The organism is Rhodoplanes azumiensis (assembly GCF_042682915.1).
In the GTDB taxonomy this organism is placed as follows: Bacteria; Pseudomonadota; Alphaproteobacteria; order Rhizobiales; family Xanthobacteraceae; genus Rhodoplanes; species Rhodoplanes azumiensis.
Genome location: NZ_JBHUIW010000032.1, coordinates 1 through 13543, shown reverse-complemented (window position 1 = coordinate 13543; position 13543 = coordinate 1). Strand labels below are relative to the sequence as shown.

The following is a 13543-nucleotide window of genomic DNA, read 5'->3' as shown; positions in this document are numbered from 1 at the left end:
GCGTCCGCCAGCCGCGGACGGTCGAAACGGGTTAAATGTTCGCAATCTCGACGGATCGGCCGGAGCGAGAGAGGGTCTGTTGAGCTCGGTCATTCCGGGGCGGCGCACAGCGCCGAACCCGGAATCCAGCCCAGGAGGTGGAGTTCGCCGCTGGATTCCGGGGTCGCGCCTTCGGCGCGTCCCGGACTGACAACTTCTGAATGCCCCCTCCAGGGGGAGGTGGAGTGCCTCACGGCTTGGGCGGCGCGGCCTCGGCCGGAGCGCCGGGCTGGGCGGCGCCCGGGGTGCCGGGCTGCGGCGAGGACGGCGCCGGATCCGGCGAGGCGGCGCCCGTGGTGGTGGGCAGCGGCTGCGGGTTGTCGGACTTCGAGTTGAGGAAGGCGAGGATGTCGGCGCGCTCGCTCGCCTTCGGCACGCCGGCGAACGCCATGGCGGTGCCCGGAACCGCCGCCTTGGGGCTCTGGATGAAGGCGTTCAGCTCCTCGATCGTCCACGGCCCGGTCTTCGCCGCCATGGCGGCCGAGTACTTGAAGCCGGGATGCGAGGCGTGCGGCCGGCCGACGACGCCCCACAGGTTGGGGCCGACCTTGTTGGCACCGCCCTTGTCGAAGGTGTGGCAGGATTCGCATTTACGGGCCGCCGCGGCGCCGCGATCGACGCTCGTCGTGGCGAGCAGCGTGGTGATGGGGGGCTCGGCCGGCGCGTCGGCGGCCGCCTTTGGGGCCGCGGTCTCGCCGGCGACGGCGATGACGAAGCCCGGCTGCTCCGGCTTCTCCGGGGAAAAGATGATCCCGGCCGTGACGTTCAGAGCGACGACGCAAGCGGCGCTGAACAGCACCGCGCCGGCGATCTTGTTGAGTTCGAAGGAATCCATCGCGCACGGGCTCCGGGGGAAAGAGCGTCGACGGCGGGGGTGCCGCACGAGGTTCGTAGGCAGACATAGCGGGTTTGCGGCGCGCCTTGCAACACGTATAAGCGCCGCCGAAGGCCGCGGTTCGCGGCTGCGGAACGGCGCGCCGTCGTTCCCGATCCGGTACGCGTCATGTCCTTGTCCGACACCGTCGTTCTCGTCCCGGCCCGTCTCGCCGCGACGCGGCTCCCCGACAAGCCGCTCGCCGACATCGGCGGCGTGCCGATGATCGTCCACGTGATGCGCCGCGCCGTCGAGGCCGGGGTCGGGCCGGTCGTCGTCGCCACCGATTCGGAGGCGATCCGGGGCACCGTCGCGGCCGCCGGCGGGCGAGCCGTCCTCACCCGAGCCGACCATCCGTCGGGCTCCGACCGCATCTTCGAGGCGCTGCAGACGATCGACCCCGAGGGACGGTTCGGGACCGTCGTCAACGTGCAGGGCGACCTGCCGACGCTCGTGCCCGGCGACGTCGCCGCAGCGGTCGCGCCGCTCGCCGACCCCGCGGTCGACATCGCGACGCTCGCGGCCGAGATCGTGCGCGACGAGGAGCGCACCGATCCGAACGTCGTCAAGGTGGTCGGCAGCCCGGTCGCGGACCGGCGGTTGCGGGCGCTTTATTTCACCCGGGCGACGGCGCCGTGGGGCGACGGGCCACTCTACCACCACATCGGGCTCTACGCCTATCGGCGTGCCGCGCTCGCCCGCTTCGTGTCGCTGCCGCCGTCGGTGCTGGAGAGGCGCGAGCGGCTGGAGCAGCTTCGTGCCCTCGAGGCGGGCATGCGGATCGACGTCGCCGTGGTCGCCTCGGTGCCGCTCGGCGTCGACACGCCCGCCGACCTCGACGCCGCGCGGGCGATCCTGGCCGGCCGCGCTCGCCCCGCCGACTGACCGACCCGCCGACCGGCCGACACGGCCGTTGACTCGCCCGCCCGCCGGGGCTTTACCCGAGACCATCATGGACCAGAAAAAGATCGTCTTTCAGGGCGAGCCGGGCGCCAACTCGGACATCGCCTGCCGCGAGGCCTATCCCGACTACACGCCGGTGCCGTGCCCCACCTTCGAGGACGCCTTCACGGCGGTCTCGTCCGGCAAGGCGACGCTCGGCATGATCCCGATCGAGAACTCGGTCGCCGGTCGGGTCGCCGACATCCATCACCTGATGCCGACCTCGCGGCTGCGCATCGTCGCCGAGTGGTTCCTGCCGATCCGCAACCAGCTGATGGCGCCCAAGGGGGCGACCCTCGACGGCCTGAAGACGGTCGAGAGCCACATCATGGCGCTCGGCCAGTGTCGCCGCTTCCTGCGCAAGCTCGGCGCCGTCACCAAGGTCCAGGCCGACACGGCAGGCGCCGCCCGCATCGTCGCCGAGGCCGGCGACAAGACCCGGGCCGCCATCGCGTCGCGCCTCGCCGCCGAGATCTACGGCCTCGACATCCTGGCCGAGAACGTCGAGGACGAGTCGCATTCGACGACCCGCTTCATCGTGCTGTCGAAGGAGCCGGCGATCGCCGAGCCGAACAACGGGCCGGTGATCACCACGTTCGTGTTCCAGGTGCGCAACATCCCGGCCGCGCTCTACAAGGCGCTCGGCGGCTTCGCCACCAACGGCATCAACATGACCAAGCTCGAGAGCTACATGCTCGAGGGCAATTTCGCCGCGACCCAGTTCTACGCCGACGTCGAGGGCCATCCGGAGGAGCGCGGGCTCAAGCTCGCGCTGGAGGAGCTCGCCTTCTTCAGCCAGCCGAAGACGCTGAAGATCCTCGGCGTCTATCCGGCGCATCCGATCCGCGCTACCTTCGCCAAGCGGTCGCAGCAGGAGCTCGCGACCACCTGAGCGGGGGCGGGGATGGCGACGGCCGGCGGAAACGTTCGGAGAGTTCTGCTTCTGAAGGTGACGCTGCCGTCGGCCGATCCGGCCTATGTCCGCTCGGTCGTCCAGGCGACGGCACCGTTCTACGGGCTGCTCGGCGGCACCTCGATGCGGCTCTTGCGCAACGTCGACGACCCTGCCCAGTTCATCCAGGAGATCGTCTACGAGACGCCGGAGGCGCTGGAGATGAGCCGCCAGCGCATCGCCAGCGATCTGCGCATCCAGAGCTTCCTCCAGGCGTGGCGCCAGGTGCTCGGCGGCGCCGTCCAGCTCGAGGTCTGGGAGGATCTCACGGAGGAAGGGTGAGGGCGCCGGTCGTTCCGGGGCGCGCCGAAGGCGCGAGCCCGGAACCCACAACCCCTGCATTTCGTGAACCACCGACGCCGGGCGTATGGATCCCGGGCTCGCGGATCTGCGGTCCGCGCCCCGGGATGACCGATGACGCAAAGCGGCTTGCGACGGAGAGCGCACCCAGCGACGCCGCCGTCACCCCGCCGCCAGCGCCGTGGCGATTCGCTCGGGGCCGGCGAACAGGAGGCCCGAATCGAGCCGCTGCGGTCCGTCCGGCGTGTGCCGCACCAGGGTCGGCACGCCTTGCGCCCCGATCGCCTGCATCAAGCTGCGGGCGCGCAGAATGCGATCGGCGTTGAAGGCCTTCAGCGCGTCGGTCGGCGCCGCGACCAAGGCGCCGGCCGCCGCGAAACCGTGGTCGGCCAGGATCGCGGCCAGCACGGCCGGTGCCGTGATGTCGCGCCCGTCGACATAGCGGGCGGCCTGGAGGGTGGAGAGCGCGCCCAGCTCGCGGCGCGGCTCGGTCATCGCCACGGCGGCGAGCGCCAGCGTCGCCGGGCCGGAATCGAAGCGCCGCATGCGGTCGCCCAGCACGGTGTCGCGATAGGCGTCGGTGAACGGCTGGCCGGTCAGCGTCTCGATGCGCTTGTCGTTGGACCAGGCGAAGTCGGCGAACGCGTCGGTCATCGGCCGGCTGGCGGCGTCGGCGAACAGTCCGGTCGGCATCATCGTGATGGCGACGTCCGGCATCGCGGCGAGCCGGTGCAGGGCCGGAGCGGCGCCGTAGCACCAACCGCACAGGGGATCGAACAGATAGGTGAATGCACGCGGAGGTGTCGTCACAGGGGCTCCTTCGGGGCGGTGACGCGCACCGCCTTGGTCTTCGTCGTGTCCGAAAGGGCGCTTCCAGGGCAATGTTCTCGGGCAGGTCCGGAGCCCTCTTTTGGAGGGCAGTCTTCTTGGGCACGTGTCGCGGCGCGTCGGCACCGCGCCGGACGCGGGCGCGTCCGGCAAAGCGAAGCCCGGCACGAGGAACGCCCTCGGCCGGGCTTCGCGTCGTCGCGCCGCGTCGGCGGCGTGTCGGGTCAGGCGGCCTTCTTCTTCGGCTGGAGAAGGTTGCGCTTGAGCATGCACTCGGCGATCTGCACGGCGTTGAGGGCGGCGCCCTTGCGCAGATTGTCGGAGACGCACCACAGCACGAGGCCGTTCTCCACCGTCGCGTCCTCGCGGATGCGGCTGATGTAGGTGGCGTCCTCGCCGGCCGCCTCGTAGGGCGTGACGTAGCCGCCGGGCTCGCGCTTGTCGATCACCAGGCAACCCGGCGCGGTCGACAGGATCTGACGCGCCTCGTCGGGCGTGATCGGCTGCTCGAACTCGATGTTCACGGCCTCGGAGTGGGCGACGAAGACCGGCACGCGCACGCAGGTGGCGGTGAGCTTGATCTTCGGGTCGAGAATCTTCTTGGTCTCGGCCATCATCTTCCACTCTTCCTTCGTGTACCCGTCCTCCATGAACACGTCGATCTGGGGGATCAGGTTGAAGGCGATGCGCTTCGGAAACTTCTTCACCTGCATCTCGTCGAGCGTGAAGACCGACTTGGTCTGCGAGAACAGCTCGTCCATCGCCTCCTTGCCGGCGCCCGACACCGACTGGTAGGTCGACACCACGACGCGCTTGATGGTCGCGCGGTCGTGCAGCGGCTTGAGCGCGACGACGAGCTGCGCGGTCGAGCAGTTCGGGTTGGCGACGATGTTCTTCTTGCGGAAGCCCTCGACCGCGTCGGCGTTCACCTCGGGCACGATCAGCGGCACGTCCGCGTCGTAGCGCCAGGCCGACGAGTTGTCGATCACGACGCAGCCCTGCGCGCCGATCTTGGGCGACCACTCCTTCGACACCGAGCCGCCGGCCGACATCAGGCAGATGTCGACGTCGGAGAAGTCGTAGTGCTCGAGGGCTTTGACTTTCAGGGTCGTGTCGCCGTAGGAGACCTCGACGCCCTGGCTGCGCCGGGACGCGATTGCGACCACCTCGTCGGCGGGGAACTGCCGCTCGGCGAGGATCTCCAGCATGGCGCGGCCCACATTGCCCGTGGCGCCGACCACCGCGACCTTGTAACCCATGGCTCGTCTCCGAATCTCGGCCCGTTCGAGGGCCGAAGCGACCGGGTTCTAGGCGAGACTGCGCGGCGGTTCAACACGTCGGGGCCGGGGCGCTGCCATGCCGGCTTCGGATTCGGCCGGTTTGCCGGGCCACCGGGGCCGAAACCACCCGCATTCTTCGAGGCTTCGCCCCGGAGTGCAGCAGGGCCGCCACAGGTCGGCCGGAAACGCCGCGGAACCAGCCCGTTAACGCGGCCGTTGCCTTGTCGTGCTACGGGAATCGACGGTAAAACTCAGGTTCGCGTTCGACAACGCTCGAGAGGTTCCGATGCGCCCGATGACCTTCGTCGCCTGCGCGGCCGCTGCCGGGCTCGTGGCCGTGCTGTTCTCCGCGCCGGAGGCCGAGGCCGCGACCAAGCGCCGCCAGGCCAAGACCTACGACATCGTCGCCGACTACAACGGCCGGCCGGCGTCGCGCGTCACGGTGCGCAAGCGCTCGTTCCTGGATCCGGGCCGCGAGCTGCTGCCCAACAGCCAGCACTACAGCGACTATGCGCTGTCGCCGTCCTACACGGTGTTCCCGCACTGGATGGACAACAACGCCTTCCCGGGCTCGTGGTCGCGCAATCCGCTGCCGGGCCAGTTCGATATCCCGGGCTGGTCGCGGTACTGAGGTCGCCGGTCGTTCCGGATCGCTGCACCCGGATCGGCGCTTCGCGCCGTCCGGGCACCGATTCCGCCGCGAGCCCGGAACCCATGACCCTTGCCTGTGAGTCTCGATTCCGGGCGCGCGGATCTGCGGTCCGCGCCCCGAAACGGCAAGTCGCTCACGTCCCGGCGAGACGGGCCACCTCGGCGATCACGGCCTCCCCCATCTCCTGCGTGCCGACGACCTTGCAGCCGGCCGACGTGATGTCGGCGGTGCGCAGGCCCTTGTCGAGCGTCGCGGCGATCGCTTGCTCGACCATGTCGGCCTCCCGGCCCAGCCCGAACGAGTAGCGCAGCGCCATCGCGAACGACGCCAGCATGGCGATCGGGTTGGCGATGCCCTTGCCCTGGATGTCCGGGGCCGAGCCGTGGACGGGCTCGTACATCGATTTGCGGGTGCCGGTCGAAGGATCGACGTCGCCGAGCGAGGCGGAGGGCAGCATGCCGAGCGAGCCGGTGAGCATCGCGGCGACGTCGGACAGCATGTCGCCGAACAGGTTGTCGGTGACGATGACGTCGAACTGCTTGGGCCAGCGCACCAGCTGCATGCCGCCGGCATCGGCCAGCACGTGCTCGAGCGCGACGTCCGGAAACTCGCGGGCGTGGAGCGCGGTCATCACCTCGTTCCACAGCACGCCCGACTTCATGACGTTGCGCTTCTCCATCGAGGCGACCTTGTTGCGGCGCTTGCGCGCCAGCTCGAAGGCGACCCGGCCGATGCGCTCGATCTCGAACGTGTCGTAGACCTGGGTGTCGATGGCGCGCTTCTGGCCGTTGCCGAGGTCGACGATGGTCTTCGGCTCGCCGAAATAGACGCCGCCGGTGAGCTCGCGCACGATCATGATGTCGAGGCCGTCGACCACCTCGCGCTTGAGCGAGGAGGCCTCGGCGAGCGCCGGATAGCAGATCGCCGGGCGCAGATTGGCGTAGAGGCCGAGATCCTTGCGCAGCCGCAGAAGGCCGGCCTCCGGCCGCGCCTCGTAGGGCACCGAGGCCCATTTCGGCCCGCCGACCGCGCCGAAGATCACGGCGTCGGCCGCCTGCGCCAGTGCCATGGTCGCGTCGGAGATGGCGACGCCCTCGGTGTCGTAGGCGGCGCCGCCGACCAGCCCCTCCTCGGTCTCGAAGGTGCCGAGCCCGTTCTGGTTCATCCACGCGATCAGCCGCTTCACCTCGGCCATCACCTCGATGCCGATGCCGTCGCCGGGAAGCAGGAGAAGCTTGTAGGTCGCCATGATGAGCCTTCTGGGGGGCTGATGATCGGGAGCGGCGCCGCGGCGGGCGGCCGTTGCATGGTGCGAGACGCCGCCGACGGCGGCTGTCATGTGTGACGGCGGAGTGCTAATTCGCGGCACGCCGAATGGCAAGGCGGCCGTGTCGCTCGCCGCCGCTCGTCCCCGCGAAGGCGGGAACCCAGGGGCTGCACGGTCTGCCGCTCCTGTGGAGTCCCGCTTTCGCGGGAACGAGCGGAGTGTTCGGCGTCGGCCCCGGGGCCGCGGAGCGGAGTTCAGATCGTCGGCGCCGGCAGGCCGGCGGCCGCGCAGGCGGCCCGCACCGTGTTGACCAGCAGGAACGCCACCGTCATCAGGCCGACGCCACCCGGCACCGGCGTCACGGCGCCGGCGACCTGAACGGCCTCGTCGAAGGCGACGTCGCCGGTGAGCCGGCCCTTGCCGTCGGCGGTCGGCACCCGGTTGATGCCGACGTCGATCACGGTGGCGCCCGGCTTGATCCAGTCGCCACGAATGAAGCCCGGCCGGCCGACCGCGGCGACCAGGAGGTCGGCGCGGCGGCACACCGCCGGCAGGTCGCGGGTCTGCGAATGGGCGATCGTCACGGTCGCGTTCTCGCGCAGCAGAAGCTGGGCGACCGGCTTGCCGACCAGGTTCGAGCGGCCGACCACCACGGCCTCCAGGCCGGCCAGCGACGCATGCACGGTCTTGGCCATGTAGAGGCAGCCGAGCGGCGTGCACGGCACGAGGCCGGGCAGGCCGCTCGCCAGGAGGCCGGCGCTGAGCGGATGCAGGCCGTCGACGTCCTTCATCGGGTCGATGGCGAGGATCACGGCGTGCGGATCGATCTGCTTCGGCACCGGCAGCTGGACCAGGATGCCGTGGACGCTCGGATCGGCGTTGAGCTGCGCGACGACGGCCAGCACTTCGTCCTGGGTGGCGGTCGCCGGCAGGCGGTGCTCGAAGGAACGCATGCCGGCCGCGACCGTCTGCTTGCCCTTGCTGCGCACGTAGGCGGCGCTCGCCGGGTCGTCGCCGACCAGCACGACGGCGAGGCCGGGAACGAGGCCGTGCGCCGCGGAAAGGCGCGCCACCTCGGCGGCGACGCCGGCGCGCACCGCCTCGGCGGCGGTCTTTCCATCGATGAGACGAGCGGTCATGCGGAGACTCCCGACAGGCGGGCGAGCGCGTCCGCGAGGACGGCGGGCTCGCCGGCGATTTTGATTCGCTTGATGCGGGCCGTGTCGCCGGCGATCAGCGCGACGGCGCGGGCCGGGCACTTCAGCGACTTGGCGAAGAGGGTGATCAGGGCGGCGTTCGCCTCGCCCTCGCTCGGCGCGGCGCGCACCCGCGCCTTGAGCACGGCGCGGCCGTCGGCGAGCCGTTCGATGCCGTCGAAGCCGTCGCGGCCGCCGCGCGGGGTCAGCCGCACCGTCACCACGAGGCCGTCGGCCGCCGGAGTCCAGGGGAGCTCCGGCAATTCGGCCGCCGCAGCCGTCACACCAGCGCCCGTGCGAGATTCGGCAGGATCACCGACTGGATGAAGAAGATCACCAGGATCACGATCACGGGCGAGATGTCGATGCCGCCGAGGTCCGGCATCACGCGGCGGATCGGGCGCAGCACCGGCTCGGTGATACGGTAGAGGAACTCGCCGATGACCGAGACGGCCTGGTTGCGCGTGTTGACCACGTTGAAGGCGATCAGCCAGCTCAGCACCGCCGAAGCGATCAGGATGTAGACGTAGAGCGTCAGCAGGGTGCTGATGAAACCAAGGAATTCAATCATCTCGCGGGTCTCGTCGGGTGGTCGCAATACGCGTGCGGCGCGCGGACGCGCCGTCCCGGGCCGAGCGACGTGTACCGTTCCGGTCCGACAGCGGCAAGGGCCAAGGACGGGGCTGTTTCGCCGCTGGTAAACGGCCGGTCCGCGCGGACCGCCGCGGCATTCCGGACACGCCGCGGAGGACATCCGTCACGATCGTCCGACAATCCTTGACACCGTCCGGACCGGACCCGTAAATGGCGCCACCTGATGGCTCGCCGCCCTTGCGGCCGCGAGCGGCGGGGCCGTAGCTCAGTTGGGAGAGCGCCGCAATCGCACTGCGGAGGTCAGGGGTTCAAATCCCCTCGGCTCCACCATCCCATCCGGTCCGATCCGTCGCGCGAGCATGATCCGCCCAGAACCGGCGCGGAACCTGCATGGCGTGGGCACGGGCGGTCACGTGTTCACCGGTGATCGTGTTCGTCTGTGATGATGCGTCGCGGCGCCGCCGACCCGTCGGCCGGTCGCCGCCGTATCCGGCTTCGATCCCTCAACCATCTGGACTTTCGGAAGGAATACCACACATGGCGACTCGCGCCGGGGGCAAGACCCTCACCAAGCTCGTGGCTCCGGAAGCGGCCGTGACGGCCGCCGAGCCGCGGACGCAGCGCCGCCAGCCCGAGACCGGTCGCTACCTGCTCCAGGTCGACCGTCAGACCAAGCGGTCGTTCCCGACCGTCGAGGCGGCCGAGCAGGCCGGCCGCGTGATCAAGCAGAATTACCCGGTGCTGCAGGTGTCGGTCTACGACCCGGTCGACTGCGTCGCCAAGCTGATCCAGGCGGAGTGATTCGGCCCGGCGCACACGGCGTCGGGGCCGCGCTTCCGGAGTTGCTGTCCCGCATCGTGGGCTGTCGGAATTCGCAAAGCGGGCGACCGGTAGGGCTCCATTTACCTCCTCGGCCTATGACTTCGGGGCCCCCGCCAGCCGAGGATCAGTCGCCGTGCGCCGCATTCCGTTCGCCAAGCTGCTCCTGATCGTCAGCATCGTGCCGGTGCTGGTGCTCACGCTGTTCGCCGGTCGCCTGACCTACGAGCAGTGGCTGAAATACGCCGCGCTCTCCGAGGCGGACCGCATGCTGCAGCTCGCCGTGTCGGTGACGCGCTACGTCGCCTTCGCGTTCCCGGCGGAAGGGCAGGCGGAGCGCGAATGGCTGCTCGGCCGCAGCGACAAGGCGACGCTCGACGCGCAACGACGGTCCACCGATCAGGCCTACAAGACGCTGCAGGACACGGTCGCGCGGGTCGCCCCGCAGGACGACGCCATCCGCGGCTACCTCGCGGCGATCGATCAGCGGCTCGGCACCCAGGCGGCGCACCGCGCTCGCATGGACGCGAAATCGGCGGCGATCTCCGACATACCTGCCTTCCGCGCTCCGCTCGCCGGGATCGGCATCGAGCTGATCGGCCGCACGGCCGTGGTGACCGCCGAGGACGGGCTGTCGCGCCGCATCCTCGGCCTGTTCGCGCTGCTCAAGTACAACAGCGCGAGCCTGGTGGCGCGCAACAACGGCGAGCGCGCGCTGCGCGAGGGCAACCTGCCCGGACCCGCCTTCCTGATGCTGACCGAGGCGGCCGCGCACCAGGGCAGCTATGGTCGCCTTCTGGAGGATTACGCGCTGCCCGACGTCGTCGCGCAGTTTCGCGATTTCCAGCGCAGCAACGGCAGCCGTTACGCCGAGTTGCAGTCACTGGCGCTGAAGAACTCCGGTCAGAAAGGCTCGGACGCGGACGTCCAGGCCTGGGGCGCGGTCAACGAGGGGCTGCTGCCGACGATGTCCAAGCTGATCTCGGCGAGCCTCGACGGCAGCGTCGCCGAGGCGGACCGCCGGCTGTCGAACGCATGGTGGAACATCGTCCTCTATTTCGTCCTCACCGTCGGCGCCATCCTGGCGGTCGTGGTGATGAGCCGCATCGTCCTGCGCACCATAAGGGATCTGATCGGCGGCCTGGCGTCTGCGATGGGGGAGATGCGCGAGGGCCGCTACGACGTCACGGTGCCGAGCACCGAGCGCACCGACGAGTTCGGCACCATGGCGCGCTCGATCGAGGTGTTCCGGGTCGCCGCGATCGAGCGGCAGGCGGCCGACGGTCGCGCCCGCGCCGACCAGGCCGCCCGGCAGGCGCATGTCGACGGCCTGATCGCCGGCTTCCGCTCGCAGGTGCGCGAGGTGCTCGCCGCGGTCGGCGCCAGCGTGAAGCGTCTGGAGGGCACGGCGGCCTCGCTCGACACCGTCGCGGCCTCCGCGTCCCGCCAGGCCTCCGACGCCGCGCAGGCCTCCGAGCAGGCGGCCGCCAACGTGTCGAGCGTCGCCTCGGCGGCCGACGAGCTCGGTTCCTCGGTGGCGGAGATCGGCCGCCAGGTCCATCAGGCCAACAAGGTGGTCGGCGAGGCGACGGCGCTCGCCGCTCGCTCCAACGACCAGGTCGCGACGCTCGCCCAGGCGGCGCATCGCATCGGCGACGTGGTCGGCCTGATCAAGGCGATCGCCGAGCAGACCAACCTCCTGGCCCTCAACGCCACCATCGAGGCGGCGCGGGCCGGCGAGTCCGGCAAGGGCTTCGCGGTCGTCGCCCAGGAGGTGAAGACGCTGGCGAGCCAGACCGGCAAGGCGACCGAGGACATCGCCGCGCAGGTCGCCGGCATCCAGGCCTCGACCGGCGAGGCCGTGGAGGCGATCGGCCGCATCACGGTGACCATGGACGAGATCGCCCGCTTCACCGGCTCGATCGCCGCCACCATCGAGGAGCAGGGCGCCGCCACCAACGAGATCTCGCGCAACGTCGCCCAGGCGGCGAGCGGCGCCAGCAGCCTCGCCGGCAACATCGCGACCGTCACGGGCGCGATCTCGGAAGCGAGCCGCTCGGCCGGCGACGTGCTGGGCGCCACCGGCGAGCTCGCCGGCGCCGCCCAGAACCTGCAGGCTTCGGTCGACGACTTCCTGGCCAGGGTGGCGTGAGGCCGACCGCCGTCTGCCCGGGCCGCTACAGTCGCCCGAGCAGCATCCACCACAGGACGTCGAGCGGCCACAGCAGCAGGATGGTCAGCACCGCCAGGATCAGGCAGGCGCGCACCGCCTCGCGCACCGGCAGCGCGCCGATCTGCACGGCGACGGCGAGCGGCGGCGCCTGGTAGGGCAGGAAGATGGTCGAGAAGCCGAGCACCTGGCTCATCGTCACGGTCGCGACCGGCAGGCCGGTCGCGGCGGCGAGCACCGGTGCGATCGGGGTGAGGATCGCCGGCACGCCGACGGCGGTGACGAGCGGGCCGAGCCCGGCCGCGACGGCGGCGAGCCCGACATAACTCGCGATCGCGCTGCCGGCGAGCGGCGCCACCACCACGGTCAGCAACTCGCCGAGCGTCGCGCCGAGACCGGTGTGGCCGACCACGGCGCCGAGCCCGACCACGCCGGCGACGTAGATGATCGGCTCGAAGGCGACGCTCTTCAGCGGGTTCGGCGGCAACAGCCCGGTGCCGGGCCACAGGCACACGAGCGCGGACGCCATGCCGACCCAGGTGGCCGAGATGCCGTGCAGGCTGTCGGTGAGCCACAGGCCGATGGTGGCGACGAGCAGCGCGGTGAGGCGCTTCTCGCCCGTCGTCAGCGGTGGCGGCGGATCCGCCTGCGGGGCCGGCACCGGCCCGACGTCGCGGAACATCACGACGAGCACGCCGATCAGCAGCACCAGCTTGGCGAGCCCGACCACCGGGAAATGCAGCAGCAGGTATTCGGAGAAGGTCGGGACGCCGAGCCCGGTGGTCTCCAGGAGGCCGGCCAGCACGTTGTTGGGCACGTTGGCGGGCAGGATGCCCATCGCCGGAAAGAACGTGCCGTAGAGCCCGGCCAGCATCACGCCGGCGCGCCCGCGCGATCCCTTCGCCAGGCCGGCGCGCTGGGCGAAGGCGGCGAGCAGTGGCGCCAGGAGGAAGATGCGGCCCATGCCGGACGGCATCAGGAAGGCGAGCGCCGTACCGAACACGGCGACCCGCGTGATCACGGCCGGGAACGACCCGTTGGCGACCGCGGCGAGCTTGGCGCCGAGCCGGTCGGCGAGGCCGGTGTGGCCGAGCGAGGCGCCGATCACCGAGCCGGAGAACACCAGCCAGGCGGCCGGCCCGGTGAAGCCCGACAGCACCACCGGGGCGGGCGCGACGAGACCGACCACGCAGACGACGAAGAACACGAAGGCGGCGAGATATTCCGGCACCACCCGGGTCGCCCACATCAGCACGGTCGCCAGCACGGCGAAGAAGGCGAGCCAGATGCTGTGGCCGCCGCCGGCGTGCTGCACGGCCGCGGCGAGCCCGAGCGCGATCACGGCGGTGGCGATGACGCGCGACGTCCAGACCGCGGTCATCGGCGCACGGCCCGACGCCGGGCGCGAGGATAGAGAGCGTTTCCGATCGGGCGGGGAGGTTCGGACCAGGTGGGCACGGGGGCGTTCTCCGGACGGGGCCGGAACCCATGCATGCCGCAGGCCAAGGAGGCAAGCGGGGCGGCGAGCGCGAGGCCGGTGGGAGGGGCCGGGCCCGCCGCGTCGCGGTCCGGCGTGCCGGGCCGCGTCGGGCCGAGAAGCGGCTCAGGCGGCCCGCACCGTGTCGAGGAA

13 protein-coding genes, 1 tRNA gene and 1 pseudogene are annotated in these 13543 nt (G+C 70.9%); 7 read left to right on the top strand and 8 right to left on the bottom strand.

What is annotated here, in order from left to right:
- Window positions 1-337: 337 nt before the first annotated feature.
- Window positions 338-874 (bottom strand): annotated as a pseudogene (locus ACFSOX_RS21005) (c-type cytochrome); the annotation flags it as partial.
- A gap of 168 nt (window positions 875-1042) precedes the next feature.
- Between ACFSOX_RS21005 and ACFSOX_RS21000 the strand changes: the two are divergent.
- From ACFSOX_RS21000 to ACFSOX_RS20990, 3 genes are all read left to right on the top strand, one after another.
- Window positions 1043-1798, top strand: a complete 756-nt coding sequence (locus tag ACFSOX_RS21000) for a 3-deoxy-manno-octulosonate cytidylyltransferase (protein ID WP_378479780.1) — start codon at window positions 1043-1045, stop codon at window positions 1796-1798.
- A gap of 67 nt (window positions 1799-1865) precedes the next feature.
- Window positions 1866-2747 carry a prephenate dehydratase gene (locus tag ACFSOX_RS20995; RefSeq protein ID WP_378479779.1) on the top strand — a complete coding sequence of 294 codons (882 nt, stop codon included), beginning with the start codon at window positions 1866-1868 and terminating at the stop codon, window positions 2745-2747.
- A 12-nt stretch (window positions 2748-2759) separates the two neighbouring features.
- Window positions 2760-3089: a BTB/POZ domain-containing protein gene (locus ACFSOX_RS20990; RefSeq protein WP_378479778.1), complete on the top strand. Its 330-nt coding sequence runs from the start codon at window positions 2760-2762 to the stop codon at window positions 3087-3089.
- 180 nt (window positions 3090-3269) lie between these two features.
- On the opposite strand, the gene ACFSOX_RS20985 is transcribed toward ACFSOX_RS20990, so the two are convergent.
- Both ACFSOX_RS20985 and ACFSOX_RS20980 read right to left on the bottom strand, forming a co-directional pair.
- Window positions 3270-3917: a DsbA family protein gene (locus ACFSOX_RS20985; RefSeq protein ID WP_378479777.1), complete on the bottom strand. Its 648-nt coding sequence runs from the start codon at window positions 3915-3917 to the stop codon at window positions 3270-3272.
- 242 nt (window positions 3918-4159) lie between these two features.
- The gene (locus tag ACFSOX_RS20980; protein ID WP_378479776.1) at window positions 4160-5194 is read right to left on the bottom strand and encodes an aspartate-semialdehyde dehydrogenase; all 1035 of its coding nucleotides are present in this window, start codon (window positions 5192-5194) and stop codon (window positions 4160-4162) included.
- Between the two features lie 307 nt (window positions 5195-5501).
- On the opposite strand from ACFSOX_RS20980, the gene ACFSOX_RS20975 reads away from it, so the two are divergent.
- Complete coding sequence (locus ACFSOX_RS20975; RefSeq protein ID WP_378479775.1) at window positions 5502-5846, top strand: hypothetical protein; 345 nt, start codon at window positions 5502-5504, stop codon at window positions 5844-5846.
- Window positions 5847-6000: 154 nt separating this feature from the next.
- On the opposite strand, the gene leuB is transcribed toward ACFSOX_RS20975, so the two are convergent.
- The 4 genes from leuB to ACFSOX_RS20955 form a co-directional block, all read right to left on the bottom strand.
- On the bottom strand, window positions 6001-7116 hold the full coding sequence (gene leuB / locus ACFSOX_RS20970) for a 3-isopropylmalate dehydrogenase (RefSeq protein ID WP_378479774.1): 1116 nt from the start codon (window positions 7114-7116) through the stop codon (window positions 6001-6003).
- A 272-nt stretch (window positions 7117-7388) separates the two neighbouring features.
- Window positions 7389-8273, bottom strand: a complete 885-nt coding sequence (folD, locus tag ACFSOX_RS20965; protein WP_378479773.1) for a bifunctional methylenetetrahydrofolate dehydrogenase/methenyltetrahydrofolate cyclohydrolase FolD — start codon at window positions 8271-8273, stop codon at window positions 7389-7391.
- Window positions 8270-8593, bottom strand: coding sequence for a DUF167 family protein (locus tag ACFSOX_RS20960; RefSeq protein WP_378479772.1), 324 nt, complete (start codon window positions 8591-8593; stop codon window positions 8270-8272). The genes folD and ACFSOX_RS20960 overlap by 4 nt, the downstream gene beginning before the upstream one ends.
- A 17-nt stretch (window positions 8594-8610) precedes the next feature.
- Window positions 8611-8901 carry a YggT family protein gene (locus ACFSOX_RS20955; RefSeq protein WP_111360228.1) on the bottom strand — a complete coding sequence of 97 codons (291 nt, stop codon included), beginning with the start codon at window positions 8899-8901 and terminating at the stop codon, window positions 8611-8613.
- 277 nt (window positions 8902-9178) lie between these two features.
- Between ACFSOX_RS20955 and ACFSOX_RS20950 the strand changes: the two genes are divergently transcribed.
- From ACFSOX_RS20950 to ACFSOX_RS20940, 3 genes are all read left to right on the top strand, one after another.
- Window positions 9179-9254 (top strand) — tRNA-Ala (locus ACFSOX_RS20950).
- A gap of 207 nt (window positions 9255-9461) precedes the next feature.
- Window positions 9462-9725 carry a hypothetical protein gene (locus tag ACFSOX_RS20945; protein WP_378479771.1) on the top strand — a complete coding sequence of 88 codons (264 nt, stop codon included), beginning with the start codon at window positions 9462-9464 and terminating at the stop codon, window positions 9723-9725.
- 154 nt (window positions 9726-9879) lie between these two features.
- Window positions 9880-11895 carry a methyl-accepting chemotaxis protein gene (locus ACFSOX_RS20940; RefSeq protein ID WP_378479770.1) on the top strand — a complete coding sequence of 672 codons (2016 nt, stop codon included), beginning with the start codon at window positions 9880-9882 and terminating at the stop codon, window positions 11893-11895.
- Window positions 11896-11920: 25 nt separating this feature from the next.
- Here the strand turns inward: ACFSOX_RS20940 and ACFSOX_RS20935 are convergent, their stop codons facing one another.
- Window positions 11921-13294 (bottom strand): SLC13 family permease, encoded by a 1374-nt coding sequence (locus tag ACFSOX_RS20935; protein ID WP_378479769.1) that lies wholly within the window; start codon window positions 13292-13294, stop codon window positions 11921-11923.
- Window positions 13295-13543: the final 249 nt, after the last annotated feature.